The 23,470-nt window shown below is 60.7% G+C and carries 17 protein-coding genes; 11 read left to right on the top strand and 6 right to left on the bottom strand.

Annotated elements, in window-relative coordinates; translation table 11 throughout:
* Positions 1-160: 160 nt before the first annotated feature.
* The 4 genes from PLL20_09665 (at position 161) to PLL20_09650 (ending at position 4,531) form a co-directional block, all read left to right on the top strand.
* Entirely contained in the window at positions 161-532 is a 372-nt protein-coding gene (locus PLL20_09665) for an STAS domain-containing protein (GenBank protein ID HPD30250.1), read from the top strand.
* A gap of 235 nt (positions 533-767) precedes the next feature.
* Complete coding sequence (locus PLL20_09660) at positions 768-2,144, top strand: dipeptidase (GenBank protein ID HPD30249.1); 1,377 nt, start codon at positions 768-770, stop codon at positions 2,142-2,144.
* A 213-nt stretch (positions 2,145-2,357) separates the two neighbouring features.
* Positions 2,358-3,323 (top strand): PEP-CTERM sorting domain-containing protein, encoded by a 966-nt coding sequence (locus PLL20_09655; protein ID HPD30248.1) that lies wholly within the window; start codon positions 2,358-2,360, stop codon positions 3,321-3,323.
* A 164-nt stretch (positions 3,324-3,487) separates the two neighbouring features.
* The gene (locus PLL20_09650; protein ID HPD30247.1) at positions 3,488-4,531 is read left to right on the top strand and encodes a DUF2225 domain-containing protein; all 1,044 of its coding nucleotides are present in this window, start codon (positions 3,488-3,490) and stop codon (positions 4,529-4,531) included.
* A 425-nt stretch (positions 4,532-4,956) separates the two neighbouring features.
* Here the strand turns inward: PLL20_09650 and clpB are convergent, their stop codons facing one another.
* A complete protein-coding gene (gene clpB, locus PLL20_09645; protein HPD30246.1) occupies positions 4,957-7,572 on the bottom strand; it encodes an ATP-dependent chaperone ClpB in 2,616 nt (871 codons plus the stop codon).
* 872 nt (positions 7,573-8,444) lie between these two features.
* Here clpB and PLL20_09640 point away from each other — a divergent pair.
* From PLL20_09640 to PLL20_09630, 3 genes are all read left to right on the top strand, one after another.
* Positions 8,445-10,658 carry a hypothetical protein gene (locus tag PLL20_09640; protein ID HPD30245.1) on the top strand — a complete coding sequence of 738 codons (2,214 nt, stop codon included), beginning with the start codon at positions 8,445-8,447 and terminating at the stop codon, positions 10,656-10,658.
* 30 nt (positions 10,659-10,688) lie between these two features.
* Complete coding sequence (locus PLL20_09635; GenBank protein HPD30244.1) at positions 10,689-11,315, top strand: hypothetical protein; 627 nt, start codon at positions 10,689-10,691, stop codon at positions 11,313-11,315.
* Positions 11,316-11,705: 390 nt separating this feature from the next.
* Positions 11,706-12,152: a hypothetical protein gene (locus PLL20_09630; GenBank protein HPD30243.1), complete on the top strand. Its 447-nt coding sequence runs from the start codon at positions 11,706-11,708 to the stop codon at positions 12,150-12,152.
* A gap of 427 nt (positions 12,153-12,579) precedes the next feature.
* Here the strand turns inward: PLL20_09630 and PLL20_09625 are convergent, their stop codons facing one another.
* Together PLL20_09625 and PLL20_09620 are read right to left on the bottom strand one after the other, a co-directional pair.
* Positions 12,580-13,251, bottom strand: a complete 672-nt coding sequence (locus PLL20_09625; GenBank protein ID HPD30242.1) for a hypothetical protein — start codon at positions 13,249-13,251, stop codon at positions 12,580-12,582.
* 60 nt (positions 13,252-13,311) lie between these two features.
* On the bottom strand, positions 13,312-14,652 hold the full coding sequence (locus tag PLL20_09620) for an SH3 domain-containing protein (GenBank protein HPD30241.1): 1,341 nt from the start codon (positions 14,650-14,652) through the stop codon (positions 13,312-13,314).
* Positions 14,653-15,002: 350 nt separating this feature from the next.
* On the opposite strand from PLL20_09620, the gene PLL20_09615 reads away from it, so the two are divergent.
* The 3 genes from PLL20_09615 to PLL20_09605 all read left to right on the top strand — a co-directional run bounded on the left by PLL20_09615 (position 15,003) and on the right by PLL20_09605 (position 18,215).
* Positions 15,003-16,064 carry an aminotransferase class IV gene (locus tag PLL20_09615; protein ID HPD30240.1) on the top strand — a complete coding sequence of 354 codons (1,062 nt, stop codon included), beginning with the start codon at positions 15,003-15,005 and terminating at the stop codon, positions 16,062-16,064.
* A 12-nt stretch (positions 16,065-16,076) separates the two neighbouring features.
* On the top strand, positions 16,077-16,937 hold the full coding sequence (surE, locus tag PLL20_09610; protein ID HPD30239.1) for a 5'/3'-nucleotidase SurE: 861 nt from the start codon (positions 16,077-16,079) through the stop codon (positions 16,935-16,937).
* A 321-nt stretch (positions 16,938-17,258) separates the two neighbouring features.
* Positions 17,259-18,215, top strand: a complete 957-nt coding sequence (locus tag PLL20_09605) for a sigma factor (protein ID HPD30238.1) — start codon at positions 17,259-17,261, stop codon at positions 18,213-18,215.
* A 347-nt stretch (positions 18,216-18,562) separates the two neighbouring features.
* Here the strand turns inward: PLL20_09605 and PLL20_09600 are convergent, their stop codons facing one another.
* From PLL20_09600 to PLL20_09590, 3 genes are all read right to left on the bottom strand, one after another.
* On the bottom strand, positions 18,563-19,183 hold the full coding sequence (locus tag PLL20_09600) for an OmpA family protein (protein ID HPD30237.1): 621 nt from the start codon (positions 19,181-19,183) through the stop codon (positions 18,563-18,565).
* A gap of 343 nt (positions 19,184-19,526) precedes the next feature.
* Complete coding sequence (locus PLL20_09595) at positions 19,527-21,134, bottom strand: radical SAM protein (protein HPD30236.1); 1,608 nt, start codon at positions 21,132-21,134, stop codon at positions 19,527-19,529.
* 71 nt (positions 21,135-21,205) lie between these two features.
* Positions 21,206-21,739, bottom strand: a complete 534-nt coding sequence (locus PLL20_09590) for a thioredoxin domain-containing protein (protein HPD30235.1) — start codon at positions 21,737-21,739, stop codon at positions 21,206-21,208.
* Positions 21,740-22,041: 302 nt separating this feature from the next.
* On the opposite strand from PLL20_09590, the gene PLL20_09585 reads away from it, so the two are divergent.
* Positions 22,042-23,436 carry a Gfo/Idh/MocA family oxidoreductase gene (locus PLL20_09585; GenBank protein HPD30234.1) on the top strand — a complete coding sequence of 465 codons (1,395 nt, stop codon included), beginning with the start codon at positions 22,042-22,044 and terminating at the stop codon, positions 23,434-23,436.
* Positions 23,437-23,470: the final 34 nt, after the last annotated feature.

The raw sequence follows: 23,470 nt of genomic DNA, 5'->3' as shown, positions 1-23,470 counted from the left end.
CCCATGCAGCATGAGGAGAGTACTCGGAGCGATGCCCCAGAGCAATTTACACAGGGGTTGACACTACCTCCGAAACGGCGATTGCCCTCTCGCCAAGGGCCTGGTCTTCGCTTAGAATTGCGGCTCGGATAACCAGGGACCCGTAGTGGCAGGAAGAGACATGCCCGAATCACAACGATTACTGATCGAGACCATCAAGGACGTCACCGTCGTCACCTTCCAGGACATCTCCATCCTGGATGCTCTTCAGATCGACGAGATCGGTGAGGAGTTGTACGAACTGGTTGAAAAGAAGGATTGCAGGCAACTGATTCTCGACTTCACGAACGTCAAGTTTCTGTCGTCGTCGGCTCTCAGCGTGCTCATCACGCTGCACAAGAAGGCTGCTCAGAACAAGGGGCAGGTCGTGCTCTGCGATCTGCGCGACGACCTCAAGAAGGTCTTTGAAATCACCCGTCTCGACCGAATGTTCACATTCTGCCCCACCCTTGACGATGCACTGGCGGTCTTCGGACGAACCACCGCCGGCTAGGCACCGCTCATCGTGGTCCTTACGAGGCCGCTGTCGGGGAATCGGCGCAGCGCGTACGGGATGGAGGCCGCCCAGACACCAAGGCGTTGCAGGTTCCGGTGCCCGGACGCGAGCGCCCCAGCCATTACCATGGAGGAAGGACGTACCCTTCCAGGCAGCCGGGCTATTATCCGGGCTGCGTATCCGGCATAATGTGCCCACGGTCGAGTGATGACCCTTGAAGCGAGGAAGCGCCATGAGTTCGAAAGCTGCAACACTGCTATTCGAGCGGAACAAGGACGTCTGGCTAGCCGAGCTGCTGACCTTTCTGCGTTTTCCGACCATTTCCACGCTGTCCGAACACGTGGCGGATATGGGGCAATGCGCTGAATGGATCCGCGACAGACTGATTGAGTCCGGCCTGCAAGCTGAGGTCGTGCCGACTGACGGTCACCCGGCGGTGTTCGGCGACACCGGTCCGGTCGCCGGTGCACCGACGTTCCTGGTTTACGGCCATTACGACGTCCAGCCGGTCGGGGACCTGAGCCTCTGGCAAAGCCCACCGTTTGAGCCGACCATTCGTGACGGAGCCATCTATGCACGCGGCAGCGCCGACGACAAGGGCCAAGTCATGATTCATCTGGCGGCTCTGCGCTGCTGGAAAGATACCGGGGCGTCCTGGCCGGTGCGGGTCAAGCTGCTCATCGAAGGCGAGGAGGAAATCGGCTCAAAGCATCTGTCGACGCTCATCGAGAACAATCGCGAGAGGCTGGCCTGCGACAACGTTCTGATCTCCGACACGGCCAAGCTCAACGCCGAAACGCCGGCCCTGACCTGTTCCACGCGCGGCCTGGTTTTCAAGGAGATCACCGTCCAAGGGCCGACTCATGATCTTCACAGCGGTGTCTACGGGGGTGCGGTGGCCAACCCGGCCAATGTGCTGGCGACGATCATCGCTTCATTGCATGACGAGCGTCGGCGGGTCGCCATACCGGGCTTCTACGATGACGTTGCGACGCTGTCGGATGAGCAGCGGCGCAACCTGGCCTCGTACGGCATTTCGGACGCGGATCTGCTGGCAGCCACTGGCAGCCCGACCCCCTACGGTGAGGAAGGGTTCTCCACCGCGGAGCGTTGCGGCGTTCGTCCCACGCTTGATGTCAATGGGATGGTCAGCGGTTTCACGGGCGAAGGCTCGGCAACCATCATTCCGGCCAGCGCGACGGCCAAGATCTCCATGCGTCTGGTAGCACACCAAAAGCCCGACAAGATCTCCGCCGCTTTCGACGAGGCTGTCCGACGGGTTGCACCCTCGGCCGTGCGTTTGAAGATCGTTACTCGGTCCACATGCGAGGCATACCTCTGCCCGCTTGATTCTCCGGGCATGCAGATGGCTCGGCAGGCTCTGGCCGAGGGCTTCGGGCGCGAACCCGTGCTGACACACGAGGGCGGCACGCTGCCGATCCTCCCACTCTTCAAGAGGGCGCTGGGGGCTGACAGCCTGTTGATGGGTTTCGCCATGCCGAACTGCAACTTGCATAGTCCGAACGAGTTCTTCCATGTTCGGGATTTCGAGCTCGGGGTGCGAAGCATTCTCAGGTTCATCGAAATCGCGGGCGACAGCGTCCGATAACAGAGCACAATTCCTCAGTCCCGCGTCGACAGCTCGAAAAGACGCATAAGCTCTGATTTCGCCGGCACTCTTGAGTTGAACACCTTCCACAGGACGGCCGATGAACATACAATAATGGTGACTGGGCGGTCGGGGTTTGCGCCGGCGGTTTCAACAGGCCGGGCGTTTCCAGTTCCGCTTCGATACCGGACCCGGGATACGGGAGACACGAGGATGAATACCCCGCAATTGAAACGGGTGACTGTGCTGGCCGTTCTGCTCGGCATGAGTGTCACGAGCATAGCCGCGGCTGGAATCGGCGATGATCTGCGATATGGGCTTCAGCTCTACGGCGTGAAGTTCCAGAAGAAGTACGACCCGCTAAGCAAGGGCTACGTGTTGAACGTGTCTTTCACCAATCCTGATACCGGATTGCCCTACTACAACAATACCCATTTCTATCTCGGTTTCGGCGACCTGGTCATGGAAAGCGGTGGGGTCTCCCTGAGCGCCACATACAGCGAAAGGCTCGTGCCGGCCGTCAGATTCGCGTTGTCAACCAGAGGCTCTCCGCTGGACTACCGCTACGAAAGCTACCTTGGCTCCGAGGACATGGTCATCGACGGAAGCCTGCTGCTGAACATCGACACCTATGTGAACCAGTGGGGTTTCTACGACATCACGCTTCAGGCATCCAACCGCGCGACCGCCACCAGCAAACATGGCGAGCTTGAAGACCTCTCGGCCAGGCTCGACTATGACATCGGCCCCATCAACCTGTCAGGGAATATCTGGTTGGATGCGGCGGCGGTTCTGACCAACCCGTTTTTCGAGCGTTTCGGAACCGAGAACCCCTTCGCGGCATTCGGCAGCAGCCTGGCCAGCCTGAGCGCGACGGGTGGCCGCATCGAGGACTTCATCGCCCGCCTCCAATCCGGTCAATTGCTGAATGACGACGAGTTGGCACAGTTGATCAACAACTCGCTGCTGGCCAGCCTGCTGGACAAGCAGCCATCAAGCGACCTGTTGTCCAAACTGATTATTCCCGACGGGTTGCTGAATGGTGATTGCCCGGCCTGTGGCGAGAAGCCGCAGGCAACGGTGCAATGGCTGGCGGTACCCGAACCGGGCATGCTGATCCTGCTGGCCGGGGCTGGTGCCGGTTTCTATCTGTTTTCGTGCCGTCGCGGCAAACGCTGAACCCTTCTGCGCGTCACGGGGCCTGCAGGATCACCATCAGGCACGACTTTCCGCCGAGTCGGTATGAGTCCGTCCTGCCATCGAGCCGCCCGCAGCGGCCGGCGCATCTTGGTTGCCGTTCCGGGTTTGCCGCGAGAGAATGTGCACATTGGGCGAGGCGAATCATGATCGGGTTGTGTCTTTGGATGGTCATCGTCGCGGCGGGCCCTGCTGACGACAGGGAGGACGCTCCCTCGATCCTGGGAAGGACACAGCTCGAATGTCCGGCCTGTCATAAGAGCTTCACGACCATTGTGTGCGTTCGCAGCAATACCCGTGCCGGCGTCGATCGCGACCTGTTCGCAAGGTCACTTGGGGCACAACCCGAATTCTACCGCATCTCGACCTGTCCGCACTGCGGCTACAGCGGCTATCTCGCCGATTTCGATCCGAGCGTCACGTTGATGCCCGACGTGGCAAACCGGATTCTTCGATCGCCGGGGCTGAAGCTGCCGCCCGGCTTCGGCCCGGACAGCGATCCCAGCGAATTGGATGCCTCCGTGCGTTATGCGCTGGCGGTAACCTGCTATCAATGGCGACAAAAATCAGATGAGGCGATCGGGTGGCTGTATTTGCGGTCATCCTGGGTGGAACGTGAGAAAGGGGCGCACGTCCCGCCTGAATCTCGTTTGAGACGCGCCCTTGCTTATATCGAGCGATGGCGGCCTGCGCTCGGCCCGACTGATAACCAGTTGGATGTCGAGATGAAGCTTGCCACGCGCACAAGCGAGGCCCTGTTGACGGGCAGATTCACGCGCTACCAGCGGCCCTACATTGAGCTTGCGTTGGCTTTGATCCTCCGGAGGCACGGCGAGAACGCGCAAGCCGGATCGATCCTCCGCCGCCTGCAACAGGCCGATGGCAACCTTTTTTCGGAAGATCTTCGGACAGGCATGACCGCCATGCAGCAGTCGATCATTCGGGAAAAAGAACACCAGGAGCAGGCAGCGAACGCCTTTGAACGAGCGTTGCTCGCCGGTCTGGTGTCTGCGGATAACCGGCCGGCGGCAATGTACCTGCTGGGGGAACTGTTCAGGCGGTTGAGCCGTGAGGCTGAGGCCGTGACGTGGTTTGACAGGGCACTGAAGGAACCCAATTTGCCCGCCAATCTCCGGGAATGGGCAGAGCAACAACGGTCTCACTGCCTGGGATCCCGGCCCCGACAGTGACGCCTCGCCTCGCGTTGAATGCGTGCAGCTCGCTTCTCATCTGCGTCCTTCTCGTTTCTTATAGCGGCAACCGGCAGCAACGGGCCAACGGGGGTGTGAGCCCTACACTGGTCGGATAAGGATCAAGTCCCCGCAGGGCGGTGGACGTGGCGCTTGGCGGGGGCGCCGGCACGTACTAAGAAACCAATAAGGTCGGCACCTGCGGATGGTCAGGACGACAGAAGCGATCTGCGGGACGGATACAAGAATCGCATGTGATTTCGACAGGTGTCAAAACAACCTGCCGTCAGACGATCATATCAGCCCAGGGATCGGGCCGGAGCACAGACCTATGCTTGTCGGCCCCGCCGGCAACTCCTGCGGCAACCCGGGCCGCAGACGCCGGCGGCATACGCTCATCACGTTGAGAAAAGCCGCGTGCCGGCTCAATTCGCCGTCGCCGGGGCGACAGTCGTAAAGCGGAACATCTCGCCGTCGCTGTCGATTTCGATGCATTGGTTTTCGCCGAAATCGCCGGCCAGCAAGCGCCGGGCCAGGGGGTTTTCGATTTCCTTCTGGATCAGTCGCTTGAGCGGCCGGGCACCGTAAACCGGGTCATATCCGTCGCGGGCCAACTGCGCCTTGGCCGCATCGGTCAGCCGCACGCTGATCCGTCGGTCCGCCAGCCGCTTTCGCAGCAGATCCAGCTGGATGTCAACGATCCGGGCCAGATCCTCCTGGGTGAGCCGGTGGAAGATGATCGTCTCATCGATGCGGTTCAGGAACTCCGGTCGGAAGTGTTTCTTGAGTTCCTCCCGGACCCGAGACTCGATCTCCACGTCGATGGCCTCATTCTCGGCCATCTGCTGAATCATGGCTCCGGCGATATTGCTGGTCATGACGATGATGGTATTGCGGAAGTCGACGGTCCGTCCGTGACCATCGGTCAACCGCCCGTCGTCAAGCACCTGCAACAACACATTGAACACGTCGCGGTGAGCTTTCTCGATCTCGTCGAAGAGGACCACGCAATACGGCCGCCGGTGGACCGCCTCGGTGAGCATCCCGCCTTCCTCGTAACCGACATACCCCGGCGGGGCTCCAATCAGCCTGGCCACCGCGTGTTGCTCCATGAACTCGCTCATGTCGATGCGGATGAACGCCGCCTCATCGTCGAACAAGAACTCGGCCAGCGCCTTGCACAATTCCGTCTTGCCCACGCCGGTCGGCCCGAGGAACAGGAACGACCCCACCGGCCGGTTCGGATCGCCGATGCCGGCGCGACTTCGCCGCACCGCATCGCTGACCGCGCGAATCGCCTCTTCCTGCCCTACCACCCGGCGAGCCAACCGCTCTTCCATCTTCAGGAGCTTTTCCTTCTCGCCTTCGAGCATCCGGGACACCGGAATGCCCGTCCACTTGCTGACCACCTCGGCGATCTCCTCGGCGGTGACCTCCTCGTGAACCAGCATGCCGCCCTGCTCGCGCAGCCGGGCCATGAGTTCTTCCTGTTCCTTGATCTGCCGCTCCAGCTCCCGAATCTCGCCGTACTGGATGCGCGCTGCTCGTTCCCAATCACCGCGCCGCTGAGCCTCGGCCAGCTCGGTCTGCTTGGCATCAAGTTGTTCACGAAGGGACTTCGTCTGCTTGAGCATCCCGACTTCTTTCTCCCAGCGTGCGGTCAGGGATGCGTTCTGCTCGTTGAGATCCGCGAGTTGCTTTTCGACCTGTTCGAGTTGCTTTCGCGAGGCTTTGTCCTTCTCCTTGCGAAGGGCCTCGCGCTCGATCTCAAGTTGCATGATTTTTCGGCGGATCTCATCAAGTTCCGACGGCATCGAGTCGTTCTCGATCCGCAACCGCGAGGCCGCCTCATCCACCAGGTCGATCGCTTTGTCCGGGAGGAACCGGTCGGCAATGTAACGATGGGACAGCGTCGCCGCCGCGACCAGGGCCGAGTCTTGGATCCGCACCCCGTGGTGGGCGTCATATCGCGGCTTGAGCCCGCGCAAAATGGCGATGGTGTCCTCGACCGTCGGCTCGCTCACGTACAAGGGCTGGAACCGTCGCTCCAGGGCCGCATCCTTCTCGATGTGCTTGCGGTACTCGTCCAGGGTGGTTGCACCGATGCATCGCAGCTCGCCGCGAGCCAGTGCCGGCTTGAGCAGGTTTCCCGCGTCAATGGCTCCCTCGGCGCGGCCGGCCCCGACGATGGTATGCATCTCGTCGATGAAAAGAATCACCTCGCCGTCGCTTTCGACCACCTCGCGGACCACGGCCTTGAGGCGATCCTCGAACTCGCCGCGATACTTGGCTCCGGCGATCATCGCACCCAAGTCCAGGGCAATAATCCGCTTGTTCTTCAGTACCGTGGGGACGTCGGCGTTGACGACGCGGAGAGCCAACCCCTCGACAATGGCCGTCTTGCCGACCCCGGGCTCGCCGATGAGCACGGGGTTATTCTTGGTCCGGCGAGACAGGACCTGCATGATCCGGCGGATTTCCTCGTCGCGCCCGACCACCGGGTCAATCTTGCCCCGGCGAGCCAGCTCGACGAGGTCACGGCCATACCGCTGCAAGGCCTGGTACGTGTCCTCGGGGTTCTCGCTGTCGACCCGGTGATGTCCGCGAACTTCTTTCATGGCCGAGAGAAGCACCTCCCGGCTCGCTCCGGCCAGCGAGAGCACCTCTTTGGCTTGTGAATCCACGTCGGCGAGGGCCAACAGCAGGTGTTCACACGAAATGAACTTGTCTTTGAGTCGATCTGCTTCCTTGTGCGCTTGGGCGAGGACTCGCTGCATCTCGGGCGCGGGCACGAGCTGGCCCCCGCTGACCCGAGGCCGCCGCGACAGCTCGCTTTCCACGAGTTGGCGGACCCGCCCAACGTGAACCCCGGCCTTCTCCAGAATCGGGGCCACGACTCCCCCGCCGTTGGCAGCCCCCTCGTTCAGCAGAGCCAGCAACAGATGCAGCGGCTCCAGCTGCGCGTGCCCGGCTTGGGCAGCTTGCTCCTGGGCCGCCTGCAGGGCCTCTGCTGCTCGCACGGTGAACTGATCTTGACGCATGGCAGAAAACCTTCCTGGAACAGCGCACTGTGCTCCGCGGTTCAGCCAGCAAAGCGCATGCCAGGCGGAAACGGCTCTGGCGAGGCAGAAAAAGCGGCTTCAGACGGCCTAAGCCCCCTTGCTGCCAAATTGGCAGGGCAGGCGTTCGGCATCTGGGAAGGCCCATTCAAAGTGCCGCAAATCCTCGACGCCCCGATGGACCGAAAGGATCTGCAGCCGGCCCCAAGACCTCGGAAACTGAGCGGGCGGAGACCCGTCACACACGGGTTTGTATCAGGACCCTGACAGGTTCGAAGGTAAACGGAGTTAATTAATAATTTGAAAGATTCTACCGACAGATTTGACTGCTAATCAGAACAAATGCTTCTTGTGGGGTCTTGCCTCAATCTTTGGAGTCGATAGAATTCATTATACAGACTAGCCTTCCATAAACAGGCCAGCCTTTCACGGAGGCTTCGGAAGATTGTGTGTCAGGACGACAGCGTTCCGAGAACTGTCGGCAAGTTCGGTTCCTTGTGTATCCGAGTTGATACTGAAGACTGCCGGCGCCGCTACTAAGCTATCATGTTGCAGTTCGGACGAGGTCCTTTGTTAGGAGTACGGATTCGAACCAAGAAAAGTTGATTTGACAGTCCGCGCTTCAGACTTGAGTGCTTGCCCTCGAAATCCTCGAAGGGGGCAATTCCCTGAGTCGTGTTGGGCGCACGAGGACTGGACGCACTCCCGCTTGGGAGTGTCGTCCTTCCCCGTGTCAACACGAAGGGTTTGGCGACCCTCCAAGGCGGCATGGGCGGGTGGCATTCCCTTCTTTGTTTCGGCAACCTGCCCCAGAGCATCGGAGTCCTAGCAGGGCAAAGCCCGGGAGGTCGTTCATGAGTAGGTTCACCAAGCGGCACATGTCGGTGCTCAGTATCCTGTGCGTTGGACTGGTACTGAATCTGGACCTAGCACGCGTTCGCGCACAGGCACCGCCGCAAGAGTATGTGCTGAAGATAGAGCGTATCGAGACGGAAAGCACCGTGATGATGGGTCAAAGCTTCAGGGAAAACGACCTCCTGATGTCCTTCCTCCCCGCAGCGCGGCCCCTCTTTCCCTGTCGGGTCACCAAAATGCAGATCTGGTGGCAGCGTCCTGCTGGACAGTACCGATATCCGGTGAAGGTTGAACCGTTGCTGTATGACGCTGACGGTTGGCTTCGTTATGATTCGGACATCGCGGTCTTGTCGCCCGGAGGACTGAACCAAGTGCCGCTCGCCCGGACATGGTGGTACGACGAGAATCCGGAAAACCGGTTTCTGACGCCGGCGATCTTCGACGAGCCGCCGGTCTCGTTCCAGACCGGAATATACGGGGGGTTCCGGATCGACGGCGAGGTGGACCGATTGATGTCGGAGAACTCGGCCAATATAGTGTGCTCGACAGAAGGCCCCTGGGAATTGTTCAATATCCTCTGGCGGAATGGCTCGTGGTATCTTCTTGAGGATGAAGGCTTGCCCGGCAACCTGGGGATTCGCTTGGTCGTCGAGCCGCTTTGTCCCGCCAAGATCGGCGATATGCCGGTCTGGAACGGTTCCGAGTGGGAGTGGGATGGAGACATCGATCAGGATGATCGCGCCATCCTCCAGAATCAAATCAACGCCTTCAACCCGGCCGATCCCATATTCGACGATTATCGGGTCTACATGGACCTGGATAACGACGGCGATCTGGATGCCGATGACATGGCGATCCTCGACGCCCATTCCACCGGCTCGGGAAACGTGGTCGTTTGCCCAAGGATCGAGATCCTCACCCCGGAGATCGGGAAGACCACGCCAACCGGCGTCCGGCCACCGGACGAGACCTTCCAGGTAAGGAATTCCGGCGGATGCACCCTTGATTTTACGGTGCAGTCGACTGCTTTCTGGCTCAGCGTGTCGCCCGCTCAAGCCAGTTCTACAGGCCAGATCCAGGACTTCACCTTGTCGTTTGATACGGAATCGCTCGGACCGGGGAGCTATCCGGCGTGGCTGCGCGTCGACGGGAACGCCGGCAACTCACCGCAGTGGGCCCACGTCATGCTCACCATCGGGACCGAGGGGGACCTGGACAGGGATGGGGACGTTGACACGGATGACGTCGACCTTTTCGAGAAATGCGCCACCGGCCCGGGCCTGTCTTACGACCCCGAATCACTCCCTGCCGGCTGCACTCTGGTCCCAGACGGCGACGGGATCATCCTCGCCGATCTCGACCACGACGGGGATGTCGATCAAGCCGACTTTGCCGGGCTTCAGGCGAACTACGGCTTGCCGAACGGGATGACCTTGGCGAGCCGGGCCTCCGCAGCCAAAGGCCAACTCACCAGGCCTGTGCTTCTGGTGAACAAGTCCCTGTCAAGAATACCATTGGCGAAAACCGCCCCAGAAGAGAATGGCCTACCCGATGTCCATCCAGCATCTGTATCAGTGAGCGAGCCGGGGGCCGTGTCCGGCGTGTGTTCTCCCGATTCCCGACTGAAGGCGCCGGAGTTCGACGAACAGGCCGCGAAGCAGAACCGGCCGTTGGGTACGCTGGGCCTTATCTTTGGTATTGTGGTGGTAGTCGGTGTCCTGTTGTTCGCGTACTGGCTTTGGGGGTTGTTGAGTCCGGGGGAGTTCTTTGGGAATTCATCATTCCCCGATTCCGGCCAAGAGATCCAGCGCATCCGAGCGGCAATAGACCGGCTCAACTCTCTCGGGCACCCGGATTCGAACCGGGCGTTCGCCGAATTGCTCGGCCAGGACAAGTGGTACAACGCCGAAATCTTTGGTGGGATCGTCCTCAACCGACAGTCGCTTGACGACGTTAGCTTGAAAGCATCGGTATTCAAGGCCTCGAAGACCATTGCCATCCATGAAAGCCTGGTAAATCCGCCGTTTTGGGACGACAATGCCCTGAAGATACTGGCGGTTGCACTCTTTGCCGAGTGGCAGCATACGGATCAGCCGGGAAAGACTGAGAACGAATGCCAGACCTGGCTCGAGCAGTGGCTGCAACAGGTGGGATGGGATAATCTGAACCTTCCTTTCCACCATGGCACAAACGAAGCAGCCGATGACGATTAAGGTCTTCGTCCAAGATTAGAGGGTGGTTACATGTTTCATGATATCGGACATGAAGCGTTCATGTTGGGAGTGTCAGGGCTGCTCGTGTTGGCCGTCGCCTGGCTCATACGCCGAGACAGAGTTAATCTCTGCCCTGCATCGCTGATTCTGCCTTTTCTGTTCCTTGCCATCCTTGCCTTGGATGGGGGCCTGTTCAGGCTGCTCAGAATCGTCGGCTTAGTGGCACGAATGGGTGAAGCGTGGCCACCCATCGGCCCGTGGCAAGCATGGTACAGGGCAGTGTCGCTCGTGCTGGCTGTGGTTTTCGCGGCTTGGGCACTCTGGGTTTTGATCAGAGCAAGATTCCCGCTTCGGCTTACCGTTGCGACCTCGCTTGTCGCGGCAGTAGCCCTGGTGCGCGGGCTGGAGAGCGTCCGTTGGGTCAAGGCATGGCGCGTCGCGGGCGTGTTCACGAGCCATCCGCTTGACGGACCGTGGATGGCGATCTGGGCGGCAGCGCCGGGGGTGTTTGTGGTCACCGCAGTCGTGCTCGTTCTGTGGACCTCCCGTCGGAAGAACGGCAGTGAGGCTCGTCCTGTTCTCGGCGATCGGTGCCCCGAAGAGGGAATTACGCAGCTCCCACACCATGATCGGCCAACTGAAGGCGCGAACGGCTGAAGCCTGGTCCCGTCGCAGCGTGCCGATGAGCCGAACAATACCGAAGGCCAGTGCCAAACCTGGCTTGAGCAGTGGCTGCAACAGGTGGGATGGGGCAACCTCAACCTTCCGTTCCACCATGGCACGAATGAGGCTGCCAGGGATTAGCCCGGCCTGACACCGGGAGCGCGAGGAGCGAGGAATGCTTCGCAGCTTTATCTACATCGGCATCGGCGGTTGGTTGCTCCTGTTGGGAATGCTAGGGCTAATTGCGCTGGCAATCTCTTGCATGATACGCGGGGACAAGCTTCGCTTTCCGGGGCTGTTTCTGTCGTTCATTCTCTTGGCATTTCTGTCTCTGGACGGGGGCTACTCACATTCTACTCGATGCTCAGCGACACGGCCGGATGGATGGGCAAGACTTGGCCGGCTTCCAGCGTAACAAACACATGCTGCGCAGCCGCGCCATTGGTGCTGGCCGTCGCTTGCGGTGCGTGGGCCCTATGGGGCCTGGCCAAGGCGAGATTCCCGCTTCAGCTTACGCTTCCGATCTCGATGGTAATGGTGGTCGCTGTGTGGCAGGGACTGACTCGGCTGGGTTGGGTCTCGGTACGGCGGGTCATCGGACTGTTCACTGGTCTGCCCTTGCACGAGCCCTGGATCACCATCCGAGACATCCGCCCTCGCACATTGGTGGTCGTGGCGATCATATTTGTCCTGTGGACCCCACCATTGCGGTCCACAGATGGCAAGGCCGGGACAGGTGGCTTTCCCATTCTCAGCGATCCCCATTCGAAACGATGGCATCCTGACGCCTCCGCACAGGATGATCGGTCGAGCAATGCTTCAGACGGGTAGGACACGAACAGCGTCATTTGTGCCACGGGCGCTTCAGGGACTTGCGTCTGTCAAGAGACAAGAGAGATGGGCGCCCCGCTTAAGCGAGGCCTTCGGCCTCGTCGATGCTACGTTAGCCAAGCAAAAACGCAAGCGAGTTCTCACCATCGCAGAGTTCTTGCACCCCTCACCGCCCTAAGGGCAGGGCAGCCCAATCATGTCGGGAAACGCATGAAAGTAGGTTATATTGGGCGATAACCCAAAGCGGCCTTTGTCCGCAGTAACAGCCACCCAAGCGGTTGACCCGTGGCTTCAGCCGTGGGGTCGGCAACTCCTGCCACAGTTCGCTACCCCACCCGGCTTCGCCACAGGCTACGCCGGGGCGAACCCGCTGAAGCGGTGGGCCACCCAACAGGAAACAAATGGAAGCCGTCGCTTGACTAACGCCTTACAGGCCGTACAACGAGAAGATGCCGCCCGGCAGGCCGATCTGTTCGTACACCCAGTTGCGGATGAACGAGGTCACAAAAGACCCGCTGGCGTAAAGAATGGCATTCTGAGCCAGCGCGAACTCGCCAGCAAACGCTTCAGGGTACAGGTCGGTGGGCAGAAGCCCCCGCCCGTATTCGAGCATCCATACGCCGGTATCCGTCCGAAATTGTCGGGACTCAAAAGGACCCAGCGAGAGGCTATCGCCGGGCCCCAGAGTCGGGGGATTGAGTTCGCCCGCCGCGTATGCCGTGAGATCTCCAAACAACACATAATCGTGGACCTCGAAGCCCAGGCCGGGTGCCATCGACCACTGAGCCCCGGGGTTGACACCAGCCACGACGAGATACTCATTCGCGTACAGGTAGAATGCCGCAACCTGCCCCGGCACGCCCCTTCCGCTGTTAATCACCCAGTTCGGCTCGGTTGCGACGGGGTATCCTCGGTCCAGTAAGGCGTCATGAACCTGCTGCACCGCATCCTCGCCCGAGGTCGCGGTGATCTGGTCGACGATCTCCTCGAGATCGGAAGGATCGAAGACATACCCGCGAGGCAGGAAGCCACAACCGGCAGCCAGCGCACCCGCCAAGAAGACAACCACCCAGCCAGCACAGTTCCGACTCTTGAACACGTCATCCCCCATCCGGGCTCCACCGTCCCGGGCCAATGATGCCGTCCGCTGGGAACGGGCTCACTTTGTTGTCACCGGCCCGGCGGGACGAGTCATCACCCCGGCCGGCGGTTTGCCGCGAGCAGGCCGCTCAGCCAATTTGATTTGCCGAACAGTGTAGACCGGCACGGGCATCGCCGCCGAACTCAGCTTGCGGGCTTCGGCTTTGATCTCAACATACTTGTCCAGATAGTCCGACGGGTTGATCGAACTGCCCTCGGGAACTTCGATATATGCCAGCGTCTTGGCGGGCGTGACGCCCGGTTCGACCACCCGCCAGCGCTTGGATCGGCCGCCAGTACCGTCAAAGAGCCCGCTGAGACGAATCTCCCCGCGCACGTCGACCCAGTCCGTCGGAAACTCCTCGATCCTCTTTCTCCGCAATTCCTCGAGCCTGACCCGTTCGGCATCGGCCTTCTCTTCGGCCTCGTTTTTCAGCCTGCGCATCTCCTCAATGGCCCTTGAGGCCTCGGCCAGACTGCGAATCTGCTTGATGCGCGTCTCGGCATACAGTTTCGCGACCTCATCGTCCGACTGGGACGCCAGCGGCTCCAAATCCTTGATAAACTGCTCGAAATTCCGCTGCTTGGCAGGCTTGGCAGACTCAGCGTCGATTCCGGCCTCGATCTTGGCAATCGCCGCGCGATGCTCATCATTTTTTGTGGTGAGCAGCTCGGGTTTGATAGGTTCCAGACCGGTCGTTTTGACAATGTTCTCGCCGAAGGCAGGCTCGCTGCCCTTGGCCACCGGCGTCAGCGCCGGTTCCTTGGCGGGTCTGCTTGTCGTGACTCCTGCCTGAGCAAGACTCAGTGTGCCGGGCGGGATCCGCTCACCCGTCGCGGGCTGGTCGCCGCCCGTGGCCCCGGGCCGGTCCACGAAATCACCATGAACCCAGACAGTGGCCCCGAGAGGGGGGGCAATCTTATAGCACTTCCCGTCGGCCGTCTCGCCGAGAATCTGGACCTTCTCGCCCTTCTTGAGCTGCACCTGTTTGGCGTATCGGCGCTCGTCGATCTCGCTGCCGGCATAGACCCACGCGTCGCCATTCAGCGTGCCGCTGCCGTCGTCGGCTTTTTCGACGTAGTTCTTGTCGATCACGCTGAAGCAGCCTTTGGGAGGCAGGATCTCCACCCAGTTGAACGATTCGTGGACGATGGTCACCGTGTCGCCGCGGTTGAGCTTCGTCACGACGTAGTAGTTCGTATCCGCTCCGCTCCGCACGTTGACGTTGGTTCCCTTGATCTTACCTTGAATCATGCGACCGGCCGCCGCCGGCTGCGTGGTCTGACCCAACGCCGAGGCCACCAGACTTGCCGTGATGACCCAGGACATCCATGCCGCTCGTCGTGTGTGCAGGTTCATTGCACCGCTCCTCAGTCCTTTGTACTGGTTAATCGTTCCGTGTCCGCGCAATCCCGGCGCTCAGCGGTCCGGACACGCGGTTTGTCGCCGATGCGAACCGGCGAGCACGGCCGCGCGCCACCGCCTCGCCACTGGTGTGCACAGTACATCTCTGGTTATCGGATGTCAACCAAGGCTACCCTGAACCGTTGCGGCACCGGCCGCATAACCAGTCCTCGCAGCGTCACTTGCGGGCTGTTTCCAACCGGCGTGGCAACGCGGCCTTGGTTTGCCAGCCGGACACAACCTGCCCATGCGGTCTGGTTCGGAGGGGGCCGGATCGCTCCAGGGAAGCCCCAAGGATTCCTCGCGTGGCGGTCGTAAGTCGCCCCATCAGGATCATCGGCACAAAAACCGTCTTCCCTGTACCGTGCCGGGCCGGCTTGTCGGCCGATGGCATGACGGGTGAAGAGTATTCGCGAACGGTGTATACTGCGCCGAATGTGGGCAGACGAGATGCCGCAGGCGATGATCGCCAGCCCGACCTGCGCGAGCGCGATAAGGCAAGGCTGCAGATGAATGAAAAGGTTTATCTTAACGGCGACATCATCGACCTAGCCAAGGCTGTCGTGACGGTGTCGAATCCCTCGCTGCTCCACGGAGTGGGCCTCTTTGAAACCCTGCGCGCCTATGACGGTCGAGCTTTTCTCCTCCAACGACACATTGACCGGATGACCGACTCTGCCAAGCACTTCGACATGCCTGTGCTTCAACTGGTGGAGCAGATTCCAGACGCGGTGGCTGCGGTGCTCGCCGCCAACAGGCTCAAAAACGCCCGCATTCGATTCACCGTCATGCCGCCGGGTGCGCAAGACGGCCACGAGCGATCTACCCTCCTGGTTGCCGCTCAAGAGACGGCCGGCTACCCGCCCGTCCTGTATGAACGGGGGATGACCGTCCACCTAAATACCCGTTGGAGACAATCCGATCTCGACCCGCTGGCCGGGCACAAGACCACGAGCTATTTCTCCCGCCTGCTGGCTCTTCGGGATGCACAGGCCGCGGGCTGCGGCGAAGGATTGTGGTTCACCCCCGAAAACCGGCTGGCCCAGGGATGCATCAGCAACGTTTTTGTCGTTAAGGAAGGCGTACTTCGCACCCCGCCGCTGGATACTCCCGTTGTGCCCGGAATCACCCGTCAAGTGGTCATCGAACTTGCGACAGAGGCCGGCGTTAAGACCGAACAAGTTCCCCTGACCGTCAACGACCTGCTCGATGCCGACGAGGTCTTTCTCACCAACTCGGTCATGGAGATCATGCCGGTGACCCGGATCGAGAGAAAAGCGGTCAGCAACGAGAAGCCGGGACCGATCACCGGGCAATTACAGCAAGCCTACAACGCGATGACGCGACAGACCAAATCGACAAGCTGAGGCGATGGTATCTTGCGGTTCCTCCTGACCAACGACGACGGTTACGACGCCCCAGGCCTGCGAGCCCTTCATGAAGCCGTTGGCAGCCTGCCCGGCGTAGAGATCGGCATCATCGCCCCCGCCGTTGCTCAGAGCGGCACGAGCCATTCAACAAGCGAGAGTTTCATCTGTCGCCAGGTCTGCCTGGAAGGCATGGGGCAGATCACGGTGGCTGAGGGTACTCCGGCCGATTGCGTCCGCGCGGCGCTTCATCTGCCCGGTCATCCAAGGCCGGATTGGGTCATCGCCGGAATCAACCGCGGGAGCAACCTCGGCGTTGACATCTTCTACTCAGGTACGGTAGCCGCCGCCCGCGAGGCTGCCATCCTCGGAGTGCCGGCCATCGCGATCTCGCAACTGGTGAAACCATCGATGCCCGACGATTGGCTCAGCTCGGCGCGCCTTGCCGCCGCGATCATGGCCGCGATCACTTTGCCTGAGCAACCTCCGTCGCCTTGGGTAGACCAGAAGTGCTTCGACATGGTGCGCAGGGCGTTGCTCGACGCCGCCCTATCGGCCGCAGCCTTGTCCCCAAGCCACCCTGTCGCTCCCGTCCGGCCGATGACTGGTTTCCCATCCCAGGGTTGCCCGGCCGCACCCTGCTGGAACGTGAATCTCCCCAGATCATCAGATGGCCGCCCGCCGCTGGGGGCCTGCGTCGCTCCGATCAGCTCCGATCCGCCCGCCTTCGGCCTCACCCCTATGTCCCAGGGCAACGGCATCACCCGCTTGACGTATGTCGGCCGATACCACGAACGCCAAGCCACCCCGGGTACCGATGTGGCATTGGCTTTTGCCGGATACATCACCTTGAGTCCACTGGCCCTGGTGTGACTTGCCCTGATGACTGAGATCCACAAGGGACAAATTGGATTGGGCCGCTTGACTTTGTCGTATGTTTGGTTTATGTTAGGTATATGCGAAATGTCCATTGAGGGGGCGGAGGGGATGGCGATGAAGGTTGGGGCGGGATTCCCTGTTGCGGCGAGGGCGAACTGTCGATGGTGTCGAGGGGGTACTCAAGAAGAGGGATCAGGGCAGCGCAAAACGGAACGGGAGGAGACAACGGGACCAATCCCGGAGGCGAAAAACGGTCCGGCAATTCGATCCTCCGAATCAAGGCGACCCTCGCCAACAGCCGGGTCGGACCAGCGAATGATCGGGCGGGATGCTTTTGCCGGTCGGCTGACGGAGGCGCAACAAGAACTGGTCGTTCAGAACATCGGCTTGGTGGGGCTGCATCTCCGCAACCGCGTCCCGACACCCCGCCGACCGACCCGAATGCGAGAGCGCGCGGATCTGTTCCAAGTGGGTTGCATGGCACTGATCCGTGCAGCCATAAGGTACGATCCGGCTTCACACGGTCCGTTTCCCGCCTACGCCCTGCCGCGCATCCGCGGGGCGATTTTCACGGCCGTGCATGAATACTTCGCGACCATCCGCGTGCCGCGTGACGTCATCGTGCGTCGGCGAAAGGAGCTTGCTCTCAACGGCCGGACGTCGATCCAACGGTTGCCGATCGTGCACCAGTGGCGCGGCCAGGCGAACATTGTCACTCCCCACCGGGCGGTCACGGAAACGCAGGAATGGGGTGATCCGACGATCCGGGCGCTGGCTCGCAGCCGATTCGAGCGAGCAGTGCAGGCCGCCTTGGAAGAGCTGAAATCCCGCAGGTGGCGTAGACGGGACACTTCCGAGGTCATGGCTCGCATCGCCGCCGAGCGAATCCTTGTGTCACCGAGCCCTCAACAAACGCGTACACGGCAGCTATCGAGCCTCCTGGGCGTCTCCTCGGGCCGCATCAGCGAGTACGAGCAGCTTCTTCGCGAAACCATTCAGCAACACCTCAGCCGAGACGCGCTGCTGCCGCTTCTCCTGCAGTTTGCTCGCGAAGACCCTGCGGGGATGGACGGCTGCATCACGTGCGAACGTCGCGAGCGCCTGCACACCGCCGAAATGAAAGCATTCGAGAGTCAACTGGCGGCCATGGAGCGAAGCCGGCGCGCTGAGCTACTCTACGGCCTCGTCGAGCAGTCCGGCAAGAAGCCTGACGACGTGATCCGCAAGCTATACCGCAGACAAGTATGGAACAAGAGTCTGGTGCCGATGTAGCCTTCTTGTCGTGCTGCCCGGGCGGAAATGTTGCAATGCACGCGGAGACGCGATCAACGGGGCGCCCATTATCTCATACACGCCGCAAAAGGAGATGTCTTGAATACGTTCCGGATGGTTTGTCATATTGGCTTGGGATGCACGGCCACTCTCCGGTCCCATGCCCTGGTCGACCTTGTTGGCTGCATGCCTGTTGGGCCCCCACCGCCGATGGGGACCGTCACAGACAAAGAGCCACCCTGCCCGGCAGCGACCAGCGACAAACGCCGGACCTTCGGTTGGCGGCCTCTTTGACGATGTCTCTTCTCGCGCCTCGAATACGGCGATGGGGGCCGACACGGATCCCACTATTTTGCAGGAGTCACGTAGATCTCTACGCGACGGTTGCGGGCCTTGCCCTCCGGCTTGCGGTTGTCCGCAACCGGTTCCGTTTCCCCCTTGCCGATGGTGGTGATCCGCGAGGCGTCGATGCCATTCACCTCGAGCACAGCGGCCACCGCCTCGGCCCGGGCCCGGCTCAGACCCATGTTGTCCACACTCTTGCCAAGCTCCTTAAGCATTGCGATGGTTGCCGGCTTAACCACTCGGTCGGTATCGGTATGGCCGACGAGTGTGACCCTGCGGTCCTTCACCTCATCCTCATTGAGAATAGCCGCGAGTTTCGCGAGCGCCGCCTTCGCTTCGGGCTTCACGGTGGCCGAACCAGAGTCAAACGTGGCATCGGCGCTGAAATACAACAGTCCCTTGTCTTTGTCGAACTTGAACAGGTCGGGATACTTCTCGTTCAGTTCTTCAATTGACTTCGTGACGGCCGGCGGAAGCGGCTCCGGAGTAGGCGGAGGTGGCGGTTCCTTCAGAACGGGGGGCGGAACCTCGGCGGGAGCTTGCTCAACCTCCGGACACCCGCAACCTAAGGTAGCAAACAATATCGCAGACAGCACGAACGCAGTTTTGATGTACCCAAACATCGCCATCTCTCCTTGAATTGGGTTGACCGGCATATTTCGGACGGATTGGCCCAGCCCGGTCGGGATCACCCGCCGCCACCAGCCCAGCCGTCCCCGGTTCGCAACCAGAGTTAATCCCAGAAACGCACAACCAGTTGACGTAAGGCAGACCGCCTTTTTGCGGGCCGCAATCCACATACACCGCGATCCAGAAACGTGCGCGCAAGCCGCACAGATGTCTGGCCGCAAGACTCTAAGCCCCGCCGACCTGCGACAGGCCTGGTATAAGGCTCGCGCCGCGTCCCTGGCCTCCGACCATAGTGGTCTGTCGACACCGGCCGATCGAGTGGGCTTCAATACCTTTCTATCGACAGATAGGCGCCTTAACCGTTAAGGGTTTGACTGTCGGATTGCCGCCACTGCTATTGTAGGGCTGTTCCGGGATCGTCCATTCTGTCTCCTTGCCAACGACGCCATATTTCTTTGAGAGTTTTTCCAGGATCGGGTTGCGGTACGGATACCATAGGCAAGCCGGAATGTACTTAACGCTGCCATCTTCGGCGTCCTCATAGGCAAAGACCGCTTTGCATTTCTCCAATCGGGCGGCGTCGATCGAGTGTTCTTCCTCAAACGGAAGCACACCCACGCGCAGGACCAACCGCGGCCTTCGTCGGATGTGCTTACCACCGCTCAACAGGCGACCCGGACGGCCAAATACCCGGCCACCCAAAGCCGACAAGTGGCTGCCAAGCAAGCGACCCAATCTGATCCTCACCAGCATCCACGGCAACAAGGTCAACAGGATCAGCACCTGCCCGCAGAGTCGCGGAAACCGTCGTGCCGGATCAAGCCGGTCAAGCTTGGGCTGAAGCTTGCGGCAAAGAGCGGCGCATTCCACCGCAACCTCGCGAAGGGGTTTCCTCAAATAGTGGTTCATGCCACGATAGGACTTGCCGTCGGAAACCAGCAGAGTGATGGATTCGCAATTGGGGTGTACGCCGGCCAGCAACAGAACCTCGGATCGCAGGTTCTTCCGGAAAAACGACCGCGGCGTCTTCAAGGCCCATGAGAGCCCGGCGGGTACAAACTCAACCTGCCCGCCAGGGATAGCGTCTCGGACCATTGCCTCAACGTCTTCCATCGTCGTATGCACCCCCGCATCGAACGTACCCGGCCTCCAGTTCTCGGTCAGCGGAATGAGCCCGACGTCTGAAATCAGATCCCGATTCTCGTGGCAGAACTGGAAGAAGTCGCCAAGATGCTGATCGTTGAAACCCCGTCCGATGGTGGCCATGATCGTGTGCTTTCGCAGGCTGTACTTACGGAGGTTCTGGAGGGCCCTCATCTTCTTGTCATAGGCGGATCGATTGCGGCGAAGCCGCTCGTAAATCTCCGGACTGCGGCCGTCGAAGGCAAAACGGAACGAAACCCGAGCCTCACAGAGCCTACGACAGTATTGCTCGTCCGCCAGCCTGATGCCATTGGTCACCACGTGTGGCCTCAGACCGTGTTTCTTCGCGGCGGCAATGATCTCCAGCAAGTCATCGCGGACCGTAGGCTCGCCGCCAAAAAACAGCAGAACCGGCTTGGGCTCCAGGCGCGCCACCTCAGCAAAAAGCTTGTCAAAGTACGCGAGCGGCGGGTTGAAATCGAAACCCATATCCTTGATCGTGGCGATACATATGGGACAGTTCATGTTGCAGCGATTGGTGACATCGACGAAGACGATGTTGGGCTTGTGATCGATCTCGCATCGATCGCAGTTCATGCGGCAGGCAACGCGTTGCATGGGCACGTACTCCCAGAGCTCGCGCTTGGCCTGCCATGCGCGCGCATCGGAACTTACCATCGACTCGGTCGAACCACAGTCAGGGCACGTTTTCCGAAGCCACATCTGCCCGTCCCTGGCAAAGAACTCGCAAGGCACGCGCCCGCGGCACTTGTTGCACAGACCCAAATTGATGCTCTCCATACAGGCGTTGTCTCCCTTTGCCTCTGGGCGATCCGACAGCCTCGCCGCGACGGTCGTCCCGTCAGAACAACTCACCTCTTGGCCGGCGCGACAAACACCTGCGGCTTCGGGGTACCCAGGACTTCATCCAAGGCCTTCCGGTAGCTCTTCTCGTCGAAATGCGTCACCCACCGCTTTTTCTCCCGCCCGTGAACGAACAGAATCACCGTAGGATACCAGCCGATGTCATACTTGCTTCTGATTTCCCAGTTGGTAACGCCCCCAAGCCAGTCCTTCAGGCAATACTTAGCGAAAACCGCACGGCCGCTGTAATCGCCGGCCAAGCGGTCCAGGGCGGGTTCCTGCAACGAGCACCACATGCATCCGCTCTTGTAGAACTGCACGAGAACAGGCTTCCTGGAATCGAGAACATGCCGCTGGAAATCGGCCGAACTGTGGAGGGGGATGAGCTTACTGCCGCCGCAGCCTCCGGAGAGAAGGACAAGAAAGACAAGGCCGAATCCGGCAACCGATCCACGACGCCCCGCGCGGCCAAGGTGGGCCGGCCGGCGGTATAGCGGGTACACCTCGAAAGCCGCCGCGGAAGCCGTAACCCTGTTTGTCATCAGCTTGTCCCTTTCATGATGTTCACTTCGATTCGCATGGACTCGCCGGAAAAGGCTTAACCAAGACTGGCAGGTTTGCGCCACCTTCAGCGGCTCCGACCGTGCCCCACCGTTTGGAGACACATTCTTAGCCGCACTGAACACTGACAGTCAAGAGCCGAAACCTCGCATGGCAACGGTCCGGTGGCGGGGGCGTGTTGGGTGTCAAAGAGCCACCTGCCGCGACTGTTGGACCGTCCGGCCATCGGGCTGGTATAATCCCAGCCGTAAACCTCGATCCATTCTTTATATGGAGAACCATCATGAGCGGAACCTCATCATCCAAGGCGACGTCGCGACGCGAATTCCTGAAGACCTCCGGCCGGATCGCCGCCGTCTCGGCTCTGGCAGGCACGGCCGTGCCCGCCGTGCATGCGGCCGGCTCGGACACCATCCAGTTGGCTTTGATCGGCTGCGGCGGCCGGGGCGGGGGAGCAGTCAACAACGCCTTCGCGGTCAAGGGTGCGTCTATGAAGCTGGTGGCCATGGCCGACGTTTTCGAGAACCGGCTCAAGGGTTCTTACGAGGGCTTGAGTAAGGGCCGCGCCGACAAGGTGGACGTTCCCCCGGACCGCCGATTCCTGGGGTTCGATGCCTACAAGAAGGCGATGGATTGCCTGAAACCGGGCGACGTGGTGATCTTCGCCACACCGCCGGCGTTCCGTTGGGTTCACTTCGCCTATGCGATCGAGAAGGGCCTGAACGTCTTCATGGAGAAGCCGGTGACCGTTGATGGTCCGACGTCAAGGCGGATGTTCGCGCTGGGTGAGGCGGCGGAGAAGAAGAACCTCAAGGTGGGCGTGGGGCTGATGTCTCGGCACAGCCGGCATCTGGAGCAACTGGCCAAGCGCGTGCACGACGGCGAGATTGGAGAGATTGTGCTTCAGCGGGGCTACCGCATGGCCGGGCTGATCGGCAGCTTTGCGTCGACGCCCAAGCCCGAAGGCATCAGCCACCTGATGTACCAGATCCAGCGGTTTCACAGCTTCCTGTGGTCCGGTGGTGGGTGCTTCAGCGACTTCAACATCCACATCATCGATCACCTGGGATGGATCAAGAACGCGTGGCCGGTCAGGGCCCAAGCGGTCGGCGGTCGCCACTACAAGGTGAATGACAAGGGCGTGCCCTACGTGGACCAGAACTTCGACAGCTACAGCGTGGAGTACACTTACGCCGACGGGACGAAATTCTTCTTCGACGGCCGCTGCATGCCCGGTTGCAGCGACTTCTACGCGAGTTACCTGCACGGCACAAAAGGCTCGGGGATTGCCTCCGCGGGCGGCGACTGCGGAGCCCCTTCCAGTCTCTACAAGGGACTGAGCATCAAGGACTCGGACAAAATCTGGGAGTCCAAGAACCTGCCGGGCGATGAAGGTCCCTACCAGAATGAATGGAACGACCTCGTGGACGCCATCCGCAACGACAAGCCGTACAACGAGGTCAAGCGAGGGGTCGAGGCCAGCCTGGTGACCTCCATGGGCCGCATGGCCGCTCATACGGGTCGAGAGATTACGTACGAGCAAATCCTCAACTCCGACCACGAATTTGCGCCCGGGCTGGACAAGCTGACCGAGGATTCGCCGCCCCCCCTGCAGCCGGACGCCGACGGCAGGTATCCGGTGCCGATGCCGGGCAAGAAGACGGACCGCGAGTATTGAGACGAGGCCCGGCAATCGGCCGCGGGAACGCTGC

It is taken from the genome of Phycisphaerae bacterium (assembly GCA_035384605.1).
Lineage (GTDB): Bacteria > Planctomycetota > Phycisphaerae > UBA1845 > PWPN01 > JAUCQB01.
Note: the sequence above shows the minus strand (reverse complement) of the source record. Positions and strands in the feature narration are given on the sequence as shown.

Coding starts and splice junctions, on each gene's coding strand:
- clpB (HPD30246.1), bottom strand. CDS start 7,572: ATGCGTCAAGATCAGTTCACCGTGCGAGCAGCAGAGGCCCTGCAGGCG.
- PLL20_09590 (HPD30235.1), bottom strand. CDS start 21,739: ATGACAAACAGGGTTACGGCTTCCGCGGCGGCTTTCGAGGTGTACCCG.
- PLL20_09650 (HPD30247.1), top strand. CDS start 3,488: ATGATCGGGTTGTGTCTTTGGATGGTCATCGTCGCGGCGGGCCCTGCT.
- PLL20_09640 (HPD30245.1), top strand. CDS start 8,445: ATGAGTAGGTTCACCAAGCGGCACATGTCGGTGCTCAGTATCCTGTGC.
- PLL20_09660 (HPD30249.1), top strand. CDS start 768: ATGAGTTCGAAAGCTGCAACACTGCTATTCGAGCGGAACAAGGACGTC.
- PLL20_09585 (HPD30234.1), top strand. CDS start 22,042: ATGAGCGGAACCTCATCATCCAAGGCGACGTCGCGACGCGAATTCCTG.
- PLL20_09595 (HPD30236.1), bottom strand. CDS start 21,134: ATGGAGAGCATCAATTTGGGTCTGTGCAACAAGTGCCGCGGGCGCGTG.
- PLL20_09630 (HPD30243.1), top strand. CDS start 11,706: ATGGGCAAGACTTGGCCGGCTTCCAGCGTAACAAACACATGCTGCGCA.
- PLL20_09635 (HPD30244.1), top strand. CDS start 10,689: ATGTTTCATGATATCGGACATGAAGCGTTCATGTTGGGAGTGTCAGGG.
- PLL20_09655 (HPD30248.1), top strand. CDS start 2,358: ATGAATACCCCGCAATTGAAACGGGTGACTGTGCTGGCCGTTCTGCTC.
- PLL20_09620 (HPD30241.1), bottom strand. CDS start 14,652: ATGAACCTGCACACACGACGAGCGGCATGGATGTCCTGGGTCATCACG.
- PLL20_09605 (HPD30238.1), top strand. CDS start 17,259: ATGATCGGGCGGGATGCTTTTGCCGGTCGGCTGACGGAGGCGCAACAA.
- PLL20_09600 (HPD30237.1), bottom strand. CDS start 19,183: ATGTTTGGGTACATCAAAACTGCGTTCGTGCTGTCTGCGATATTGTTT.
- PLL20_09665 (HPD30250.1), top strand. CDS start 161: ATGCCCGAATCACAACGATTACTGATCGAGACCATCAAGGACGTCACC.